The organism is Bradyrhizobium erythrophlei, from assembly GCF_900129425.1.
GTDB lineage: Bacteria > Pseudomonadota > Alphaproteobacteria > Rhizobiales > Xanthobacteraceae > Bradyrhizobium > Bradyrhizobium erythrophlei_C.
The window spans coordinates 6,596,647-6,615,312 of sequence record NZ_LT670817.1 but is presented as its reverse complement, the minus strand read 5'-3'; the positions used below and the strand labels follow the sequence as shown (position 1 = coordinate 6,615,312).

Genomic DNA, 18,666 nt, shown 5'->3' with positions numbered 1-18,666 from the left:
TTATTTCTTGCGGAAGCGATCCAGCCGCACGACTTCGGCGCCCTCGCCGGGCTTCGCGGGCTCTTGCTTGCTCTCGGTGGCGGGCGTCGCCGCCGGCGGGGCCGGGGAGGCGGCAGGCGGCGCCGCGACGGCCGGAAGGTTGACCGCCGGCGTCTCGGTCATGGCTTCGGCCGGCTCGAACTGCAAGCCGAACTGCACCGACGGGTCGAAGAAACTCTTGATGGAATGGAAGGGAACCACGAGGCGCTCGGGGATTCCGCCGAACGATAGACCGACTTCGAAGCGATCCTCGGTCACGACCAGATCCCAGAACTGGTGCTGGAGGATGACGGTCATCTCTTCCGGATATTGCGCCAGCAGCCGCGGCGACAGCTTGACGCCCTCCGCGGTCGACAGGAAGGTGATGAAGAAATGATGTTCGCCGGGCAGGCCATGCTCGGCGGCGTCGGCCAGCACGCGGCGTAGCACCCCGCGCAGCGCGTCACGCGCCAGGACATCGTATCGGATATGATCGGTTGCCATTATCAGTCCTGTCGAGTTCAGATGCCGAGCGGATCGGCGGCAATGCCGGTCGGGCGACTCGCCCGTTCCGCCCATGGTAGCCCGGCGGCGGCCCGAGGTCAGCAGGCGTTCCGCCGCCGGAGGAAATTCCAGCAAAAAAGCCCGGCCAAAAATGGAGTGGAGGCTTCTGTTGCCAGGTGCCTCCGAACCCCGCCTGACGGAGCTTAACCCATCAGGGCTTTAGACTTGGTTTTTCAAACTGCGTTACGCAGCCTGAGCAACCGGAGCATAGTTGTCGTTTGCAACTATTGCATAGCCCGATAACGGCGGAACCATACCGAGAAAAAACACGCCCTTTACGCCCTCGTCGATCCTGTTTCGCCCCCGCCGAAACCCGCTCCAGTGACAGCGGGCTTGGGTGGAGGCGCCGGGTGCTGCCCCCCGGGTCCGAATGGTTTATTGCGGCGGCACTTTATTTCCATAGCCGGCGAGCCGGCACTCCAAATATAGGGTGCAAAAGTTGAGAAAAACAGAGCCTTTGCATGCGTTCCGGCGTGGAATGCCCTGCAGGGAACACGTTGGCTCAACCCTGTGGAACAAGTCGATTTGGGTTGGCCTCGCCGGGCCGCCGTTCTAAACCTCGGTTCATGCCCCCGGATTCACCGCCGGCTGCCATCGCGGCGCCGGAACTCCCGACCTCAACCCCGCCCGGCCTGATTGCGCTGTTCGTCGCGTTCGCCAAAATGTCGCTCGCCGGCTTCGGCGGCGTGCTGGCTTTTGCGCGGCGCGGCATCGTCGAGCAGCACAAATGGATGACGGCGGAGGAGTTCAACGAAACCTTCGCGCTGTGCCATTTCCTGCCCGGCCCCAATATCGTCAACCTCAGCGTGGTGTTCGGGTCGCGCTTTCGCGGAATTGCCGGAGGCGTCGCGGCCTTTGCCGGGCTGGTCGGTCCTCCCGTCGTCATCGTGACCATCCTGGCCGCACTTTACGCGCGTTTCGGGGAAATTGACGCGCTGCGGCGCATTCTGGCCGGCGTATCCTGCGCCGCGGTCGGCCTTTTGATATCGGTGGTTTTCCGGATGATGCTGCCGTTGATCAAAAAGCGTGACCTGATCGGTCTTGTGGTTTTGCTGGCGGTGTTTGCCGCGATCGGGCTGCTGCGGCTGCCCTTGCCGGCGGTACTGCTGGTGGCAATTCCGCTCAGCATTGCCATCGTGTTCGCAAGACAGCGGGCGTCGGCATGAACCCGGACGGCAACCCGATTTGGAGCCTGGTGTGGACCTTCGGCTTGATGTCGCTGTTTGCGGTGGGTGGCGCCAATTCCGCTATTCCCGAGATGCACCGCGTCGCGGTCGATGTTCAGCACTGGCTGACCGACAAGCAGTTCGCCGATGTGTTCGCGATCTCGCAATTGTCGCCGGGACCGAACGTGCTGATTGTCACCCTGATCGGCTATGCCGTCGCCGGCGTCGCGGGCGCCTTGGCGGCGACGCTGGCGATGTGCGTTCCGACCGCCGTGCTGGCCTATTACGTCAGTCACCTTCTGAACCGGTCGAGCCATTCACGCTGGCCGGCCATCATTCAGGCTGCGCTGGTTCCGCTCTCGATTGGGTTGATGGCCGCCAGCGGCCTGGTTCTGGCGCTGACTTCCGACCGGACCTGGGCCGCCGCTCTCGTCACTGCCGGCGCGGCCGTGCTGGCTGCCACGACGCGGCTCAATCCGCTCTGGCTGTTGCTCGCCGGGGGTTTTCTGGGGTTTGCCGGCGTTATCGGCTGAAAACGCGTGAGGGGCGCTCGCCGCTTTCTGCGGGTGACGGCAGTGCCCCGACTTGTCTTTCGCGACCCGGATGCGCACTTTTCCGGGTATAATCGATGGTGTAAGCCGAATCGCCGCTGTCGAACGGCCGGTCCGGCCGCTAAATTCGCGCTTCCCCAAATGCCGGCAACGTCACCTCATGAATCAGTATCACGACCTGCTCGAACGGATTCTCGCTGACGGCGCGGAAAAGCACGACCGCACCGGCACCGGCACGCTGTCGGTCTTCGGCCACCAGATGCGTTTCAATCTGGCCGCCGGCTTCCCGATGCTGACCACCAAGAAGCTGCCGCTTAAATCGATCGTGCACGAATTGTTGTGGTTTCTCAAAGGCGATACCAACATCAAATATCTGAAGGACAACGGCGTTTCGATCTGGGACGAATGGGCCGACGCCAATGGTGATCTCGGCCCGGTCTATGGCTCGCAGTGGCGGTCCTGGCCGGCGCCGGACGGCCGCAGCATCGACCAGATTTCCAATGTCATCGACATGATCCGGCGCAATCCGGATTCACGGCGGCTTATCGTGAGTGCATGGAACCCGGCCGATGTCGACAAGATGGCGCTGCCGCCGTGTCATTGCCTGTTTCAGTTCTATGTCGCCAACGGCAAATTGTCCTGCCAGCTCTACCAGCGCTCGGCCGACGTATTTCTCGGCGTGCCCTTCAACATCGCGTCCTATGCGTTGCTGACCATGATGGTGGCGCAGGTGACGGGGCTCAAGCCCGGCGACTTCGTTCACTCGCTCGGCGATGCCCACCTGTATTCGAACCACCTCGAGCAGGCCCGGCTGCAACTGACGCGCCCGACCCGCCCGCTGCCCGCGATGAAGATCAATCCCGATGTGAAGGATATCTTCGCGTTCCGCTATCAAGACTTCGTGCTCGAAGGCTATGACCCCCACCCGCACATCAAGGCCGAGGTCGCGGTGTGAGCGATTGAATGTCCCTCAATATCCGCCGCGCGCTTCCAGGTGAAGCCGGACTCGTTCTGTCGCTGGTTCGCGAACTCGCCGACTACGAGAAACTGCTGCACGAGGTCGAAGCGACCGAAGCCATGATCGACGCGGCGCTGTTTGGCGACGATCCCCGGCTGTTCTGCGAGATCGCGGAGTGGCGGGGCGAGCCGGCCGGCTTAGCGGTCTGGTTCCGCAATTTTTCGACCTTCAGCGGCCGCTCCGGTATCTATCTGGAGGACCTGTTCGTCCGCCCGGCGCAGCGCGGCAACGGCATCGGCAAGGCGCTGCTGGTGCATCTGGCGCAGCAGTGCGTGGCGAACGGCTGGTCGCGCCTGCAATGGGCGGTTCTGGACTGGAACACGCCGTCGATTGAGTTCTACAAATCGCTCGGCGCTGAATTGATGGACGAGTGGACGGTGTGCCGGGTCACGGGTCCGGCGCTGACGGCGCTGGCACGGGGGATGCGCTGATGGAAGTGGTCCTCATCGTCGCCGCCGCCGACAACGGCGTGATCGGCTCTCATGGCGTTATTCCATGGCGCCTGAAGAGCGATCAGCAGCGCTTAAAGACCATGACGATGGGTAAACCCGTGGTGATGGGCCGCAAGACTTTTGTCTCGCTGCGCCGACCGCTGCCCGGACGCACCAATATCGTGGTCACCCGCGACGCGAATTTTCGCGCACCGGGGGCCGTCGTGACGACCTCGTTCGCCGACGCCCGTGTGGTCGCGATCGGCGATGCGCTGCGGCGTTTCGCAGATGAAATCGCCGTGATCGGCGGCGCGGAAGTTTACGCGCAATGGATGGATTACGCCGACCGCCTCGAGATTACCGAAGTGCACGCCCGGCCCGAGGGCGATACGTTTTTCGCCGCAATTGATCCGGCGGTTTGGCAACAGGTCGCGCGGGTGCGGAATCCGGCCGGTCCGGACGACAGCGCCAGCTTTTCCTATGTGACATATCGTCGGCGAAGGCCGCATTAACTCCATTCCGCGATGTTTAGATTGACAATTTCCGGCTCAGGCATAGCTGCTCCCGGCAGGAAGCTTGCGTTGTAAGGGCCGGGGCGGTCCCCTATAAGGCCATGCAGATATTGCGAGGCCGGCCAGCTTTGGCCCTTTGGCCCGCCGAGGAGACTGTCGATGCCGTGGAAGAATCAAGGCGGAGGCCCGTGGGGCTCGGGTCCGAAAGGGCCGTGGGGCACCGGCCCGCAACCGGTGGGGCCGCGGCCGCCCGATCTTGAAGACCTTCTGCGCCGCGCCCAGGAACGGCTGCAGCAGTTGCTGCCGGGCGGCTATTTCAGCGGCGTCGGCATCGCGCTGGTACTGATCCTCGCCCTGGCGATCTGGGGACTGTCCGGATTTTTCCGGGTCCAGTCCGAAGAACTCGGCGTGGTGCTGCGTTTCGGCAAGCATGTGCGCACGGTGCAGCCGGGTCTGAACTATCATCTGCCGTATCCGATCGAGACCGTGCTGCTGCCGAAGGCGCTGCGGGTTTCCACCATCTCGATCGGCATGACGCTGATCGACGATCCGGCGCGGCGCGGCCGGACCATGCGCGACGTGCCGGAAGAAAGCCTGATGCTGACCGGCGACGAGAATATCGTTGACGTCGATTTCACGGTGCTGTGGCGGATCAAGCCGGACGGCGTCGGCGAATACCTGTTCAACATCCAGAATCCGGAAGGCACCGTAAAGGCGGTCGCCGAAAGCGCGATGCGCGAGGTGGTCGGCAAATCCAATATCCAGCCGATCCTGACCGGCGCCCGCACCTCCACCGAGCAGGGCGTGCAGGAATTGATGCAGAAGACACTGGACTCCTATGGTTCCGGCATCCTCGTGCAGCAGGTGCAGATGCAGAAGGTCGATCCGCCGGCGCAGGTGATCGACTCGTTCCGCGACGTGCAGGCGGCCCGCGCCGATCTCGAGCGGCTGCAGAACGAGGCCCAGACCTATGCCAACCGCGTCATTCCCGACGCCAAGGGACGCGCGGCGCAGATCATCCAGATCGCAGAAGGCTACAAGCAGCAGGCGGTCGCCGAGGCCAAGGGCCAGAGCGCGCGCTTCCTCAAGGTCTACGACGAATACAAGAAGGCGCCCGACGTCACCCGGCAGCGCATCTATCTGGAGACGATGGAGCGCATTCTCGGCGGCGCCGAGAAGCTGGTATATGACGGCGGCAATTCAGCCTCGGCGCAAGGCGTAGTGCCATACCTGCCGCTGAACGAACTAACGCCGCGGCGTGCGCCGCCGGCGACAACGCCACAGCCGCAGCAGCCGACCGGAGCCACACGATGAGGTCCCCCGTCACAGGTATTGCCGCGCTGTTCGTGCTGCTGATTGTCGTGATCGTCGGCTACAGTTCGGTGTTCACCGTGGATATGACCGAACAGGCGCTGGTGGTGCGGCTCGGCGAGCCGGTTCGTGTCGTCACCGAACCGGGCCTGAATTTCAAGGTGCCGTTCGTCGATACCGTGATCCCGATCGACAAGCGCATCCTCGATCTCGAAAATCCGTCGCAGGAAGTGATCGCGTCGGACCAGAAGCGGCTGGTGGTCGACGCCTTCGCGCGCTACCGCATCAAGAACGCGCTGCGGTTCTATCAGAGCGTCGGTTCGATCCAGGCCGCCAACATCCAGTTGACGACGCTGCTCAACGCCTCGCTGCGCCGGGTGCTCGGCGAGGTCACCTTCATCCAGGTGGTGCGCGACGAGCGCGAAGCGCTGATGGCGCGGATCCGCGACCAGCTCGACCATGAGGCCGGCGGCTACGGTATCCAGGTCGTCGACGTCAGGATCCGGCGCGCCGATCTGCCGGAGCAGAACAGCCAGGCCGTCTACCAGCGCATGCAGACCGAGCGGCAGCGCGAGGCCGCCGAATTCCGCGCCCAGGGCGGCCAGAAGGCGCAGGAGATCAGGTCCGACGCCGATCGCCAGGCCACCGTCATCGTCGCCGAAGCCAATTCCACCGCCGAGCAGGTGCGCGGCGAGGGCGATGGCGAGCGCAACCGGCTGTTCGCCGAGGCCTATGGCAAGGATCCCAATTTCTTCGCCTTCTACCGTTCGATGACGGCGTATGAGAACGGGCTGAAGAGCAACGATACCCGCTTCCTGCTGCGGCCCGACTCCGACTTCTTCAAGTTCTTCAATAACTCGTCCGGCAAGCCGCCGGGGCCCTCCGCCGCGGCGTCAACCGCGACGACGGGGGCTGCCGCCGCAGCCTCGCCGGCGCCACCGGCCGCGCCGAAGCCGTAAGAAGCCGTAACAAGACCAGGGCGATGTGAAACTTCACGTCGCCCTTATTGGAAACAAAGAACAACATCAAACGGGGGGTCGCAGTCCGATGAGGTCCATAGCGTTCGCCGACTTCCTCATCGGTGTAGGCATTCTGTTTGTGCTTGAAGGCCTGATGTTCGCGGCAAGCCCCGCCTGGATGCGCCGGGCCATGAAGAGCGCGCTGGCGACTCCGGACAACATTCTGCGCGTGGTCGGCATCGGATCGGCCGTCGCCGGCCTGATCCTGATCTGGGCGGTGCGGAGGTAGAGCAGGGGGCCGCCGTCGTTCCAGGTTCGGGGCTGGCGCGCCGGGAATGACGACTGCCGCAACAACGCCATCGTGAGCGGCAGTGCCGGGTTTTCGCCGTTATTGCGCGGCACTCATGGAGCTGAAATGTCCGCCTCAAATGCTTGCGCCGCCACCCCGTTCGGGCGCACTGTGGACTTCAAATTCCGCCCCGTCTTGCGAGGAGAAAAAGCTGATATGATCGGTGCGATTCCAGCCTTGAGCCATCGCCTCCGTCCCTTGCTGGCCGCGATCTTTCTTGGTGCCACCGGCGCCCTGATGTCGGCGCCCGCCCTGGCGCGCGGCCCCGACGGCATCGCCGACGTCGCCGAGAAGGTGATCGACGCGGTGGTCAACATCTCGACCTCGCAGACCATCGAAGCCAAGGGCGGCGGCGACGGCCGGGGTGCGATGCCGCAATTGCCGCCGGGTTCGCCGTTCGAGGAATTCTTCGACGATTTCTTCAAGAACCGCCGCGGCGGTCCGGGCTCCAAGGGCGGCGACCTGCAGCCGCACAAGACCAACTCGCTCGGCTCCGGCTTCATCGTCGATACCTCCGGGATCGTCGTGACCAACAATCATGTCATCGCCGACGCCGACGAGATCAACATCATCATGAACGACGGCAGCAAGTTCAGGGCCGAACTGGTCGGCGTCGACAAGAAGACCGATCTTGCCGTGCTGAAATTCAAGCCGACCAAGCCGCTGACCGCGGTGAAGTTCGGCGATTCCGACAAGCTGCGGCTAGGCGAATGGGTGATCGCGATCGGCAATCCGTTCAGCCTTGGCGGCACGGTGACGGCCGGCATCGTCTCGGCGCGCAACCGCGACATCAATTCCGGCCCCTATGACAGCTACATCCAGACCGACGCCGCCATCAACCGCGGCAATTCCGGCGGACCGCTGTTCAATCTCGATGGCGAAGTGATCGGGGTCAACACCCTGATCATCTCGCCGACCGGCGGCTCGATCGGCATCGGCTTTGCGGTGCCCTCCAAGACGGTGGCCGGCGTGGTCGACCAGCTCCGGCAGTTCGGCGAGTTGCGCCGCGGCTGGCTCGGCGTCCGCATCCAGACCGTCACCGACGAGATCGCCGAAAGCCTCAACATCAAGCCGGCGCGCGGCGCGCTGATTGCCGGCGTCGAGGACAAGGGCCCGGCGAAGCCGGCCGGCATCGAGCCCGGCGACGTCGTCATTACCTTCGATGGCAAGGAAATCAAGGAGCCGAAGGATCTGTCGCGCGTGGTGGCCGACACCCCGGTCGGCAAGGAAGTCGACGTCGTCATCATCCGCAAGGGCCAGGAAGAAACCCACAAGGTCACGCTTGGCCGGCTCGATGACGGCGACAAAGCGGTGCAGGCGGCGGCCAAGACGCAGGAGCCCGCCGAGAAGCCGGTGACGCAAAAGGCGCTCGGCCTCGATCTCGCGACGCTGAGCAAGGATCTGCGCGGCCGCTACAAGATCAAGGACAGCGTCAAGGGCGTCATCATCACCAATGTCGACAGCGCGTCCGACGCCGCCGACAAGCGCCTGAGCGCCGGCGACGTCATCGTCGAAGTGGCGCAGGAGGCGGTCAGCAACGCCGGCGACGTCAAGAAACGCGTCGACCAGCTCAAGAAGGACGGCAAGAAATCCGTGCTGCTGCTGGTCTCCAACGCCGACGGTGAGCTGCGGTTCGTCGCGCTGAGCGTGCAGTAGGACGGCTGGCGAAGCGGTATTACCTTAAGCTCGCCCCGCACTTCGCGGGGAGAGGTCGGCGCGTAGCGACGGGTGAGGGGCTTTTTCCAACCGCTCCGTCGTGTCGTTTACGCCGTCCTAATCCCCTCATCCGAGATTTTGCTTAGCTCGATCTCTTCCCCGCAAGCAGAGCAAGTTTAACCGGACGTCGCATGCCGCGGTCCTTTTGCCCCGGCGCGGGGCGGGTGGCTGCACCGCGTCCGCGACGAGGTCCCGCAGGCCTATTTCTTGCCATAGACCTTGATACCATATTATTTGTAGCTACAATAATTCAATGAAGATCACGTTCGATCCGGCAAAGCGAGCGAGCACGCTGAGGGACCGTAATCTTGATTTCGTCGACGCCGATGAGGTGTTTGCGGGCAAAGCCCTAAATATTCCGGACGAACGCCGCGACTATGGCGAGCCCAGGATTATCACGGTGGGATTGCTGCGCGGGAGAATGGTGATCGTTGTATGGACGCCGCGCGGTGGCGGGCGACATGTATTTTCGATGAGGAAAGCCAATGATCGGGAAAAAGCGCGCTTTGGGAAGCGACTTGAAGAAAGTTGATCGCCACGTCATTCAGCCGCACGAATATGATGAGATTCCGGAACTCACCGACGAAATGGCTGAGCGTGCCGATCTCTATCATGGCGGCAAGCTGATCCGTCGCGGGCGGCCGAAGTCCGACGATCCCAAGCAACAGATCACCTTGCGGCTGGATGCCGCGGTGCTGCGCTGGTTTCAGCAGAGCGGCCCTGGCTATCAGTCCCGCATCGGCGCTGCGCTGAAATCGCACGTGACCCGCAAGAAGGCCGCGGCCAAGACGCCTTCGCGCCGAAAGACCGCGGGCAAGAAAAGGGTGGGGTAAGGTCTCGGGATAGACGCTTCAGCAATCGCCTACGTCCCCGCGAACTCATCCCTTCGATACCCCTGCGCATAGAGCAACGCCGTGAGGTCGCCGTAGTCGATCCGGGCCGCCGCGGCGGCGGCGACCGCGGGCTTGGCGTGGTAGGCGACCCCGAGGCCGGCGGCTTGGATCATGTCGAGATCATTGGCGCCGTCGCCGACAGCGAGCGTGTCGATGTCGTCGAGGTCAAAGGATTCCCGCAACTCGATCAGGGTGGCGAGTTTTGCGGCGCGGCCCACAATGGGTTCGACGACCTCGCCGGTCAGTAGGCCGTCGCGCACCACGAGCTGATTGGCGCGGTTTTCCTGAAAGCCGAGCATGGCGGCGACCGCATTGGTGAACAGGGTAAAACCGCCCGAGATCAGGCAGGTATAGGCGCCGTGGGCGCGCATGGTCATGACCAGCTCGCGTCCGCCCGGCCTTGGCGTGATGCGGGTTTTCAGGACTTCATCGACTACGCTGACCGGCAGGCCCTTCAACAGCGCGACGCGCTCGCGCAGCGCCGGCTCGAACTCGATTTCGCCGCGCATCGCGCGTTCGGTGATTGCAGCGACGTGCGCCTTGAGACCGGCAAAGTCGGCGAGTTCGTCGATGCATTCCTGGCCGATCATGGTGGAATCCATGTCGGCGAGCAGCAGCTTCTTGCGCCGCACGGCTACCGGCTGCACCACGATGTCAACCGGCAGATCGCCGCGCGCCTCGCGCAGGCGGTGTACGATGGCCCCGATGTCGTCGCTGCCCTCGAAGGGAATGTCGACCGCGACTTCGGCGAACAGCCATCGCGCGGGCCCGGGCGAGGGAAGAATGGCGCGCGCGCCGTCCACCAGCGTGCTATCGAGCGCGGGGTCGGCGGGATTGCAGATCAGCGTGGCGACGAGAGACATGTGACGTGAATTCGCATCGTGAGAGCAGCAACGCCGTGCTTATCGCAGGGCCGACCGCCAGCGGCAAGTCGGCGCTGGCGCTCGAACTTGCGCAAAAGATCGGCGGCGTCGTCGTCAACACCGATTCCATGCAGGTGTACCGCGATCTCCGCATCATCACGGCGCGGCCGACGCCGGAGGAGGAGGCGCGGGTTCCGCACCGGCTCTATGGCCATGTCGATGCCGCCGTGAATTTTTCCGCGGGCAGCTGGGTCACCGATGCGGCTGCCGTGCTGGCGGAAGCCCGTGCGCAAAATCGCTTGCCGATTTTCACAGGAGGGTCAGGGCTGTATTTCAAGGCGCTGACGCGGGGTCTGTCGGCGGTGCCACCGATTGCGCCGGAGGTACGCGAAGGCGTGCGGGCGCGGCTGGAGCGCGGCGGCGTCGAGGCGCTGCATGCGGAACTGGCGCGGCGCGATCCCGCCTCTGCCGAACGCCTGAAACCGCGCGACCGCACCCGCATCGCCCGCGCGCTGGAAGTCGTCGAAGCGACCGGGCGATCGCTGACCGACTGGCACCGCGACGGCCTGCCGCCGCTGTTGCCACAGGGCAGCTTCAAAGCGGTATTTCTCGCACCCGATCGCGATGCGCTTTACGCGCGGATCGATGCGCGTTTTGGCGCGATGCTGCAGGCCGGCGCGCTGCAGGAGGTCGGGCGACTGGCGGCGCGGCGGCTTGATCCCTTGCTGCCGGCGATGAAGGCCCATGGCGTGCCGGCACTGATCCGGCATGTCAGCGGCGAGATCAGTCTGGAGGCGGCGGCCGAAATCGGCCGCGGCGATACCCGCCATTATGCCAAGCGGCAATTCACCTGGTTCCGGCATCAGCTGCCGGAATTCGAGTGGGTGAGGCCGGAGGCGGCGGGGGAATGGCTATCAGGCGTCATCCCGGGGCGCGTCGGAGACGCGAACCCGGAATCTTGAGATTCCGGGTTCGCTCGTTTCACGAGCGCCCCGGAATGACAATCGAGGCAGGCCGCCCCGCATGGCTGAAATAAGCAAATTCCCCCTCGCCGAACGACGTGAACCTCGCTAAGTTCTCACTTCAGCGTGAGACCGCCCCGGCTTGACTTTCCGGGCTTGGGCAGTATGTTCCGCGCAACCTTTGGGAAGTCCGAGCGCCGATATGCGTAATAAAATTACCAACCTCCTTATCGTCGTCGTACCCAGGCGCACCGCCGGGGATGGCTAGGGCCATCCACATTCGGGCGGTGTGCATGGGGCCTCTTGGGCCCCTTTTTATTTTCCGAAGAACGAACCGAACAAGCCGCGCAGAAAAGCGCATCCGGAGCAAGCCATGAGCGACAAGAGCCACGATCCGAACCAGATGACCGGCGCAGCCATGATCGTGCGGGCGCTGATCGATCATGGCGTCAAGCACATCTTCGGCTATCCCGGCGGGGCGGTGCTGCCGATTTACGACGAGCTTTTCCAGCAGGAGGACATCGAGCACATCCTGGTGCGCCACGAGCAGGGCGCCGGCCACGCCGCCGAGGGCTATGCGCGCTCGACCGGCAAGCCGGGCGTGGTGCTGGTGACGTCGGGGCCTGGCGCCACCAACATGGTGACGCCGCTGACCGATGCGTTGATGGATTCGATCCCGCTGGTGTGCATCACCGGCCAGGTGCCGACCCATTTGATCGGCAACGACGCGTTCCAGGAATGCGATACTGTCGGCATCACCCGGCCCTGCACCAAGCACAACTGGCTGGTGCGCGACGTCAAGGATCTGGCCAAGGTGCTGCACGAGGCGTTCTACGTCGCGAGCACCGGACGCCCCGGTCCGGTGGTGGTCGACGTGCCCAAGGACGTGCAGTTCGCGGTCGGCACCTATCACCCGCCGCGCAAGTCCGACGTGCACGTGTCCTATACGCCGCGGGTCAAGGGCGACGCGGCGCAGATCCGCAAAGCTGTGGCGCTGTTGGCGTCTGCCAAGCGGCCGGTGATCTATAGCGGCGGCGGCGTCGTCAATTCGGGGCCCGAAGCCTCGAAACTGCTGCGCGAGCTGGTCGAAGCCACCGGCTTTCCGATCACCTCCACCTTGATGGGGCTTGGGGCCTATCCGGCATCGGGCAAGAACTGGCTCGGCATGCTCGGCATGCACGGTACCTACGAAGCCAACATGGCGATGCACGGCTGCGACGCCATGCTGTGCGTCGGCGCGCGCTTCGACGACCGCATCACCGGGCGCATCGACGCGTTCTCGCCGGGCTCCAAGAAGATCCACATCGACATCGATCCGTCCTCGATCAACAAGAACATCCGCGTCGATATTCCCATCATCGGCGATGCCGCCAATGTGCTGGGCGATCTGTTGCAGGTGTTCAAGGCCGAGGCGAAGAAGCCCGACATCAGGCCGTGGTGGCAGGAGATCGCGAAATGGCGCGCGCGCAATTCTCTGTCCTACAAAAAGAACAACGATATCATCCTGCCGCAATTCGCGATCCAGAAACTGTTTGAGGCGACCCGTGGCCGCGACGTCTACATCACCACCGAGGTCGGCCAGCACCAGATGTGGGCGGCGCAGTTCTTCGGCTTCGAGGAGCCGCACCGCTGGATGACCTCGGGCGGGCTGGGCACCATGGGCTATGGCCTGCCGGCGGCGGTCGGCGTCCAGGTCGCCCATCCCGACAGCCTGGTGATCGACATCGCCGGCGATGCCTCGGTGCAGATGACGATGCAGGAGATGTCGACGGCGGTTCAATATGAATTGCCGATCAAGATCTTCATCCTGAACAACCAGTATATGGGCATGGTGCGGCAGTGGCAGCAGCTGCTGCACGGCAACCGGCTGTCGCACACGTACTCGGAAGCGCTGCCGGATTTCGTCAAGCTCGCCGACGCCTTCGGCTGCGTCGGCATCCAGGCCATCAAGCCCGGCGATCTCGACGGCGCGATCAAGGAGATGATCAACGTCAAGCGCCCGGTGCTGTTCGATTGCCGGGTGGCGGCGCTGGAGAATTGTTTCCCGATGATCCCGTCCGGCAAGGCACACAACGAAATGCTCTTGCCGGCCGAAGCCAACGACGAAGCCACCGCCGCGGCCTTCGCCGGCGGCAAGGCGCTGGTGTGAAATGTGTCCGTCGGAGCAGAGAAAGCTTCCACTGTCATCGTCCGGCTTGACCGGACGATCCAGTACGCTGCGGCGGACGCGTTCAGCCTCTAGCGCCGGCGATTACTGGATCCCCGCTTTCGCGGGGATGACGAGCTATGGTGATGCGGGACATGTCGATGTTTAACCTGGCCCAACTGGAACACGCGCATGCCATCGTGGGAGCGGCGATGTCGCCGACGCCGGCCTGCGCTTGGCCGTTGCTGTCGGAACGGCTCGGCGCGAGCGTGATCGTCAAGCATGAGAACCATACGCCGATCGGCGCCTTCAAGGTGCGCGGCGGGCTGGTCTATCTCGACCGCCTGAAGCGCGAGCGGCCGCATATCGCCGGGCTGATTTCGGCAACGCGGGGCAATCATGGCCAGAGCCTTGCCTTTGCTGGAAGCCGCTACCACGTGCCGGTGACGATCTACGTGCCGTCAGGCAATTCGGTCGAGAAAAACCGCGCCATGCGGGCTTTCGGTGCCACCCTTGTCGAACACGGCGAGGATTTTCAGTCCGCCCGCGAGGAGGCCGAACGCCGCGCCAGGCTTGATGGGCTCGAATTCGTGCCGTCGTTCCATCCCGATCTGGTGATGGGGGTTGCGACCTACGCGCTCGAACTGCTGCGCAAGGCGCCGGACCTGGATGTGCTCTATGTTCCGATCGGACAGGGCTCCGGCATCTGCGGCTGCATCCTGGCGCGCGACCTGCTCGGGCTGACCACCGAAATCGTCGGCGTGCAATCCACCGAAGCGCCGTCCTACGCGCTGTCTTTCGCCGCCGGCACGGTGGTGACGACCGAGACCAGCAATACGCTGGCCGATGGCATGGCGACGCGCGTTCCCGATCCCGACGCCCTTGCGATCATTCGCAAGGGCGCCTCGCGCATCGTGCAGGTCACCGACGGCGAGGTCGCCGCTGCGATCCGGGCCTACTGGACCGATACGCACAACCTCGCGGAAGGCGCCGGCGCCGCCGCGCTCGCCGCCGCCCTGCAGGACAAGCTGAAAATTCGCGGCAAGCGGGTCGGCCTTGTGCTCAGCGGCGGCAACATTGATTTCGATCTGTTCAAGCGATGGGTCGCCGCGGAAGCCGTCGGTGCCGCCGGCGGCAAGGTGCTGGCGTGAGTTATTTGAGAAGGAGGCCGTCATGGCCGGGCTTGTCCCGGCCATCCACGTCTTCCTTCGCATCAAGAGTGAAGACGTGGATGCCCGGCACAAGGCCGGGCATGACGACGAGGAATAATGGGAAACGAAGATGAACCAGCCCGCATCCGCCTACTTCATGGAAGAGCGCCACGAACCGACCGAGGCGCACACGCTTTCGGTACTGGTGCAGAACGAGCCCGGCGTGCTCGCGCGCGTGATCGGGCTGTTTTCGGGGCGCGGCTACAACATCGAGAGTCTCACCGTCTCCGAGACCGAGAACCAGAAGCACCTCTCCCGCATCACCATCGTCACCACGGGGACGCCGATGGTGATCGAGCAGATCAAGCACCAGCTCGACCGCATGGTGCCGGTATATCGCGTCGTCGACATGACGTTGTCCGGCCGCTCGATCGAACGCGAGCTGGCGATGGTGAAACTACGCGGCACCGGCGAGCACCGGGTCGAGGCGCTGCGGCTCGCGGAAGCGTTTCGAGCCCGCGTGATCGACGCCACCACCGAAAGCTTCGTGTTCGAGATCACCGGCAACTCCGCCAAGATCAACCAGTTCATCGACCTGATGCGCCCGCTCGGCCTGGTCGAGGTGTCACGCACCGGCGTCGCCGCGATCGGCCGCGGGCCCGAGGGGATGTGAACCATGCTGGCGCGCGACTGGTACTACAACGAGCGGCGGCAGATCGGGCTCGATACAGCGGTTGCTTCGATCTACGACCGCGGTGACGACCGCGACCTGCGGGCGCGTGCGGCGCTGACCATGCTGGGCGTGCAGCGTGGCTGGCGGGTGGCCGATATCGGCTGCGGCAATGGCGTATTGGCCTGCGAGGCGGCGCTGATGGGCGCCGAGGTCGATGCGATCGATATTTCGCCGGCGATGCTGGCGCTGGCGGAAATCCAGGCGCGCGACCGCAGGGTTGCGATCCGCACCCAGTCGGCAGGACTATTGAGTTTCGCTTATCAGCCCAACTCGTATGACCTCGTGGTCAGCGAGTTCGCGCTGCATCATCTGCCGGATTTCTGGAAGGCGGTGGCGCTGGCGCGGATCTTTGGTGCGCTGAAGCCGGGTGCAAGCTTCTTCCTGCGCGACATCGTCTTCGCCAGCATGCCGGACGGACCCGAGCGGGATGTCGAGGCGTGGGCCGATTTCAACATCAAGAACCATGGCTTCTCGCGCGACAGCGTCGTCACCCATATGCGTGACGAATATTCGACCTTCGGCTGGGTGATCGAGCGGCTGCTGACCGACACCGGCTTCACGCTGGTCTCGGCCGATTACCACGCGCCGCTGCACGGCACCTATCTGCTGCGCAAACCGAAACCCGCCGAGCAGAGCTAGACGTCGATGAAGCCTTTCGATGTCGGCCTTGCCGTCGCGGTGGCGGTGATCTGGGGGCTCGCCTTTGTCGCGAGCCGGCTGGCGCTCGACGAATTGTCGCCGGCGCTGATGACGGCGATGCGCTTTGCGATTGCCGCGCTGCCGTGCCTGTTCGTGCGCCGGCCGAACGTGCCGTGGCGCGTGCTGATCGCGATCAGTGCCACGCTGTTTCTCGGCCAGTTCCTGGCGCAGTCCTGGGCGATCGCGCATGGCGTTCCGGTCGGGCTCGCCAGCGTCATCGTGCAGAGCCAGGCGCTGTTTACGGTGGCGTTCGCGGTGCTGGCGTTTCGTGAAATTCCGACGCGGATGCAGATCGCCGGCATTGGTGTTGCCGCGATCGGCCTGCTGATGATCTGCGGCACCGTTGGTTTCGATTTCAGCGTCGGCGCCTTTGCCGTGCTGATGATTTCGCCGGTCAGTTTCGCGATCGGCAATCTCTTGCTGCGGCAGGCGAGGGAGGTGCCGATGTTCGACCTGTTCGCCTGGCTCTGCCTGGTGCCGCCGTTGCCGCTGCTGGCGCTGGCGTTTGCCGTCGATGGGCCGCGCGCGACGTGGAGCGCGCTTGTACATATGTCGCTGACCGGGTGGGTCAGCATGCTCTTCGTCGGCGCGATCTCCACCAGCATCGCCTACTGGCTGTGGGGCCGGCTGCTGCGGGATTACACCGCGGCACAGGTGGTGCCGTTCGCGCTGCTGGTGCCGTTCGTCGGCTCCGCGGCGTCCACGGTTGTTTTCGGCGAGACCTTCGGTCCGCTGCGGCTTTCCGGAATGGTCATCGTGGTCGCCGGGATCGCGGTCATGCTGCTGTCGAAGCGGCCGCAAGACGTGCCTGAAAAAGCCCTGCCCAAGATCGCCTGAGCCTACCCATGACACAGCCGCTTTTCATCGCCTTCGTCGTGTTCGCCGCCGTGATGTTCTTCACGCCGGGGCCGAACAACGTGATGCTGTTGTCGTCGGGACTGAATTACGGCTTTCGCCGCACGCTGCCGCATGTCGCGGGTATCGTGATCGGTTTTGCCTTCATGGTCGGCGCGGTGGGGCTTGGCCTCGGGACCATCTTCATCACCTATCCGGTGCTGCAGACCATTTTGAAGTATGCCGGCGCCCTCTATCTGGTCTATCTCGCCGCCGTGATCGCGATGTCCGGGCCGGTTGCATCGGGACAGGACAACGCGCGGGGCCCCATGACATTCTGGGGCGCGGCGATTTTCCAGTGGGTCAACGTCAAGGGCTGGGTGATGGTGATCGGAACCATCACCGCCTATGCGGCGATTGCCAGCTTTCCCTGGAATATCCTGATCCAGGTCGCCATAAGCCTGTGGATGGGAGCGATGTCGTGCGTCGCCTGGGCGCTGTTCGGCAGTGCGCTGCGACCCTGGCTCACATCTGTGCGGGTGGTCCGGGTGTTCAATATCGTGATGGCGATATTGCTGCTGGCCTCGCTCTTTCCGGTCTTCATGGAGGCATGATGCGGCATTGCGCCATGCAGAAACGGGTTTCCCCTCAGGTCAAAAATGCATTAGACCACGCCGGAATTTGCGGGCGACCGGCGATCCCAAGCCATCCCAACGCCTCATCAATCGGCCAACTCCGGCACAATAAAAGGAAATGACCATGCGTGTTTATTACGATCGCGACGCCGACCTGAACCTGATCAAGGGCAAGAAGGTCTGCATCGTCGGCTACGGCAGCCAGGGCCACGCCCATGCGCTGAACCTGAAGGATTCCGGCGTCAAGGACGTCGCCATCGCGCTGCGCAAGGGCTCGGCGTCGGCCAAGAAGGCCGAAGCCGCCGGCTTCAAGGTGATGGAAGTCGCCGAGGCCGCCAAATGGGCGGACCTCGTGATGATGCTCACCCCCGACGAATTGCAGGGCGACATCTACCGCGAGCATCTACACGACAACATGAAGAAGGGCGCCGCCCTGGTGTTCGCCCACGGCCTCAACGTGCACTTCAACCTGCTCGACCCGCGCCCCGATCTCGATGTGCTGATGATCGCGCCAAAAGGTCCCGGACACACGGTGCGCTCGGAATACCAGCGCGGCGGCGGCGTGCCCTGCCTGATCGCGATTTCGAAGGATTCGTCGGGCAACGCCCATGACCTCGGCCTGAGCTACGCCTCGGCGATCGGCGGCGGCCGCGCCGGCATCATCGAGACCTCGTTCAAGGAAGAATGCGAGACCGATCTGTTCGGCGAGCAGGTCGTGCTGTGCGGCGGCCTGGTCGAACTGATCAAGGGCGGTTACGAGACCCTGGTCGAAGCCGGCTACGCGCCCGAGATGGCCTATTTCGAGTGCCTGCACGAGGTCAAGCTGATCGTCGACCTGATCTATGAAGGCGGCATCGCCAACATGAATTACTCGATCTCCAACACCGCCGAATACGGTGAATACGTCACCGGCCCGCGCATCGTCACCGCCGAGACCAAGGCCGAGATGAAGCGCGTGCTGTCAGACATCCAGTCCGGCAAGTTTGCGCGCGACTGGATGCTGGAAAACAAGGTCAACCAGACCTCGTTCAAGGCGACCCGCGCCAAGCTCGCGCAGCACCCGATCGAGGAAGTCGGCGCCAAGCTCCGCGACATGATGCCGTGGATCAAGAAGGGCGCGCTGGTCGACAAGACCAAGAACTGAGCTTGATCCAC

At 63.9% G+C, this 18,666-nt stretch carries 21 protein-coding genes and 1 other RNA gene; 19 read left to right on the top strand and 3 right to left on the bottom strand.

Annotated elements, in window-relative coordinates; all coding sequences use genetic code 11:
* Together B5527_RS31580 and ssrA are read right to left on the bottom strand one after the other, a co-directional pair.
* Positions 1–522 (bottom strand): SspB family protein, encoded by a 522-nt coding sequence (locus B5527_RS31580; RefSeq protein WP_079607658.1) that lies wholly within the window; start codon positions 520–522, stop codon positions 1–3.
* 155 nt (positions 523–677) lie between these two features.
* Positions 678–1,037, bottom strand: a transfer-messenger RNA (tmRNA) gene (gene ssrA / locus B5527_RS31575).
* Positions 1,038–1,148: 111 nt separating this feature from the next.
* On the opposite strand from ssrA, the gene B5527_RS31570 reads away from it, so the two are divergent.
* The 11 genes from B5527_RS31570 to B5527_RS31520 all read left to right on the top strand — a co-directional run bounded on the left by B5527_RS31570 (position 1,149) and on the right by B5527_RS31520 (position 9,428).
* Positions 1,149–1,748, top strand: coding sequence for a chromate transporter (locus B5527_RS31570; protein ID WP_079604989.1), 600 nt, complete (start codon positions 1,149–1,151; stop codon positions 1,746–1,748).
* A complete protein-coding gene (locus B5527_RS31565; RefSeq protein ID WP_079604988.1) occupies positions 1,745–2,281 on the top strand; it encodes a chromate transporter in 537 nt (178 codons plus the stop codon). Before B5527_RS31570 ends, B5527_RS31565 begins: the two co-directional genes overlap by 4 nt.
* A 178-nt stretch (positions 2,282–2,459) precedes the next feature.
* On the top strand, positions 2,460–3,254 hold the full coding sequence (locus tag B5527_RS31560; RefSeq protein ID WP_079604987.1) for a thymidylate synthase: 795 nt from the start codon (positions 2,460–2,462) through the stop codon (positions 3,252–3,254).
* A gap of 8 nt (positions 3,255–3,262) precedes the next feature.
* Entirely contained in the window at positions 3,263–3,748 is a 486-nt protein-coding gene (locus tag B5527_RS31555; protein WP_079604986.1) for a GNAT family N-acetyltransferase, read from the top strand.
* A complete protein-coding gene (locus B5527_RS31550) occupies positions 3,748–4,260 on the top strand; it encodes a dihydrofolate reductase (RefSeq protein WP_079604985.1) in 513 nt (170 codons plus the stop codon). The genes B5527_RS31555 and B5527_RS31550 overlap by 1 nt, the downstream gene beginning before the upstream one ends.
* 159 nt (positions 4,261–4,419) lie before the next feature.
* Complete coding sequence (gene hflK, locus B5527_RS31545; RefSeq protein ID WP_079604984.1) at positions 4,420–5,574, top strand: FtsH protease activity modulator HflK; 1,155 nt, start codon at positions 4,420–4,422, stop codon at positions 5,572–5,574.
* The gene (gene hflC / locus B5527_RS31540; protein ID WP_079604983.1) at positions 5,571–6,530 is read left to right on the top strand and encodes a protease modulator HflC; all 960 of its coding nucleotides are present in this window, start codon (positions 5,571–5,573) and stop codon (positions 6,528–6,530) included. The genes hflK and hflC overlap by 4 nt, the downstream gene beginning before the upstream one ends.
* A gap of 88 nt (positions 6,531–6,618) precedes the next feature.
* A complete protein-coding gene (locus B5527_RS31535; RefSeq protein ID WP_079604982.1) occupies positions 6,619–6,819 on the top strand; it encodes a DUF2065 domain-containing protein in 201 nt (66 codons plus the stop codon).
* A 216-nt stretch (positions 6,820–7,035) separates the two neighbouring features.
* On the top strand, positions 7,036–8,535 hold the full coding sequence (locus tag B5527_RS31530) for a Do family serine endopeptidase (protein WP_172842731.1): 1,500 nt from the start codon (positions 7,036–7,038) through the stop codon (positions 8,533–8,535).
* A gap of 313 nt (positions 8,536–8,848) precedes the next feature.
* The gene (locus B5527_RS31525; protein WP_079604981.1) at positions 8,849–9,127 is read left to right on the top strand and encodes a BrnT family toxin; all 279 of its coding nucleotides are present in this window, start codon (positions 8,849–8,851) and stop codon (positions 9,125–9,127) included.
* A complete protein-coding gene (locus tag B5527_RS31520) occupies positions 9,114–9,428 on the top strand; it encodes a BrnA antitoxin family protein (RefSeq protein ID WP_245332345.1) in 315 nt (104 codons plus the stop codon). The genes B5527_RS31525 and B5527_RS31520 overlap by 14 nt, the downstream gene beginning before the upstream one ends.
* Before the next feature lie 29 nt (positions 9,429–9,457).
* Here the strand turns inward: B5527_RS31520 and serB are convergent, their stop codons facing one another.
* Positions 9,458–10,351 (bottom strand): phosphoserine phosphatase SerB, encoded by an 894-nt coding sequence (gene serB, locus B5527_RS31515; protein WP_079604979.1) that lies wholly within the window; start codon positions 10,349–10,351, stop codon positions 9,458–9,460.
* 5 nt (positions 10,352–10,356) lie between these two features.
* On the opposite strand from serB, the gene miaA reads away from it, so the two are divergent.
* The 8 genes from miaA to ilvC all read left to right on the top strand — a co-directional run bounded on the left by miaA (position 10,357) and on the right by ilvC (position 18,655).
* Positions 10,357–11,313: a tRNA (adenosine(37)-N6)-dimethylallyltransferase MiaA gene (miaA, locus tag B5527_RS31510; protein ID WP_079604978.1), complete on the top strand. Its 957-nt coding sequence runs from the start codon at positions 10,357–10,359 to the stop codon at positions 11,311–11,313.
* A gap of 373 nt (positions 11,314–11,686) precedes the next feature.
* Complete coding sequence (locus B5527_RS31505; RefSeq protein ID WP_079607656.1) at positions 11,687–13,462, top strand: acetolactate synthase 3 large subunit; 1,776 nt, start codon at positions 11,687–11,689, stop codon at positions 13,460–13,462.
* A 158-nt stretch (positions 13,463–13,620) separates the two neighbouring features.
* Positions 13,621–14,610, top strand: coding sequence for a threonine dehydratase (locus B5527_RS31500; protein WP_079607655.1), 990 nt, complete (start codon positions 13,621–13,623; stop codon positions 14,608–14,610).
* 130 nt (positions 14,611–14,740) lie between these two features.
* Positions 14,741–15,283, top strand: a complete 543-nt coding sequence (gene ilvN, locus B5527_RS31495) for an acetolactate synthase small subunit (protein WP_079604977.1) — start codon at positions 14,741–14,743, stop codon at positions 15,281–15,283.
* A gap of 3 nt (positions 15,284–15,286) precedes the next feature.
* Entirely contained in the window at positions 15,287–15,982 is a 696-nt protein-coding gene (locus B5527_RS31490; protein WP_079604976.1) for a class I SAM-dependent methyltransferase, read from the top strand.
* A gap of 6 nt (positions 15,983–15,988) precedes the next feature.
* The gene (locus B5527_RS31485) at positions 15,989–16,879 is read left to right on the top strand and encodes an EamA family transporter (RefSeq protein ID WP_079604975.1); all 891 of its coding nucleotides are present in this window, start codon (positions 15,989–15,991) and stop codon (positions 16,877–16,879) included.
* 8 nt (positions 16,880–16,887) lie between these two features.
* The gene (locus B5527_RS31480) at positions 16,888–17,490 is read left to right on the top strand and encodes a LysE family translocator (protein WP_079604974.1); all 603 of its coding nucleotides are present in this window, start codon (positions 16,888–16,890) and stop codon (positions 17,488–17,490) included.
* A 145-nt stretch (positions 17,491–17,635) separates the two neighbouring features.
* Positions 17,636–18,655: a ketol-acid reductoisomerase gene (ilvC, locus tag B5527_RS31475; RefSeq protein WP_079607654.1), complete on the top strand. Its 1,020-nt coding sequence runs from the start codon at positions 17,636–17,638 to the stop codon at positions 18,653–18,655.
* The last annotated feature ends 11 nt before the right edge of the window (positions 18,656–18,666 follow it).

Excerpts from the sequence above, each read along its gene's own strand:
- B5527_RS31580 (WP_079607658.1), bottom strand. The coding sequence starts at position 522 with ATGGCAACCGATCATATCCGATACGATGTCCTGGCGCGTGACGCGCTG.
- B5527_RS31570 (WP_079604989.1), top strand. The coding sequence starts at position 1,149 with ATGCCCCCGGATTCACCGCCGGCTGCCATCGCGGCGCCGGAACTCCCG.
- B5527_RS31565 (WP_079604988.1), top strand. The coding sequence starts at position 1,745 with ATGAACCCGGACGGCAACCCGATTTGGAGCCTGGTGTGGACCTTCGGC.
- B5527_RS31560 (WP_079604987.1), top strand. The coding sequence starts at position 2,460 with ATGAATCAGTATCACGACCTGCTCGAACGGATTCTCGCTGACGGCGCG.
- B5527_RS31555 (WP_079604986.1), top strand. The coding sequence starts at position 3,263 with ATGTCCCTCAATATCCGCCGCGCGCTTCCAGGTGAAGCCGGACTCGTT.
- B5527_RS31550 (WP_079604985.1), top strand. The coding sequence starts at position 3,748 with ATGGAAGTGGTCCTCATCGTCGCCGCCGCCGACAACGGCGTGATCGGC.
- hflK (WP_079604984.1), top strand. The coding sequence starts at position 4,420 with ATGCCGTGGAAGAATCAAGGCGGAGGCCCGTGGGGCTCGGGTCCGAAA.
- hflC (WP_079604983.1), top strand. The coding sequence starts at position 5,571 with ATGAGGTCCCCCGTCACAGGTATTGCCGCGCTGTTCGTGCTGCTGATT.
- B5527_RS31535 (WP_079604982.1), top strand. The coding sequence starts at position 6,619 with ATGAGGTCCATAGCGTTCGCCGACTTCCTCATCGGTGTAGGCATTCTG.
- B5527_RS31530 (WP_172842731.1), top strand. The coding sequence starts at position 7,036 with ATGATCGGTGCGATTCCAGCCTTGAGCCATCGCCTCCGTCCCTTGCTG.
- B5527_RS31525 (WP_079604981.1), top strand. The coding sequence starts at position 8,849 with ATGAAGATCACGTTCGATCCGGCAAAGCGAGCGAGCACGCTGAGGGAC.
- serB (WP_079604979.1), bottom strand. The coding sequence starts at position 10,351 with ATGTCTCTCGTCGCCACGCTGATCTGCAATCCCGCCGACCCCGCGCTC.
- B5527_RS31505 (WP_079607656.1), top strand. The coding sequence starts at position 11,687 with ATGAGCGACAAGAGCCACGATCCGAACCAGATGACCGGCGCAGCCATG.
- B5527_RS31500 (WP_079607655.1), top strand. The coding sequence starts at position 13,621 with ATGTTTAACCTGGCCCAACTGGAACACGCGCATGCCATCGTGGGAGCG.
- ilvN (WP_079604977.1), top strand. The coding sequence starts at position 14,741 with ATGAACCAGCCCGCATCCGCCTACTTCATGGAAGAGCGCCACGAACCG.
- B5527_RS31490 (WP_079604976.1), top strand. The coding sequence starts at position 15,287 with ATGCTGGCGCGCGACTGGTACTACAACGAGCGGCGGCAGATCGGGCTC.
- B5527_RS31485 (WP_079604975.1), top strand. The coding sequence starts at position 15,989 with ATGAAGCCTTTCGATGTCGGCCTTGCCGTCGCGGTGGCGGTGATCTGG.
- B5527_RS31480 (WP_079604974.1), top strand. The coding sequence starts at position 16,888 with ATGACACAGCCGCTTTTCATCGCCTTCGTCGTGTTCGCCGCCGTGATG.
- ilvC (WP_079607654.1), top strand. The coding sequence starts at position 17,636 with ATGCGTGTTTATTACGATCGCGACGCCGACCTGAACCTGATCAAGGGC.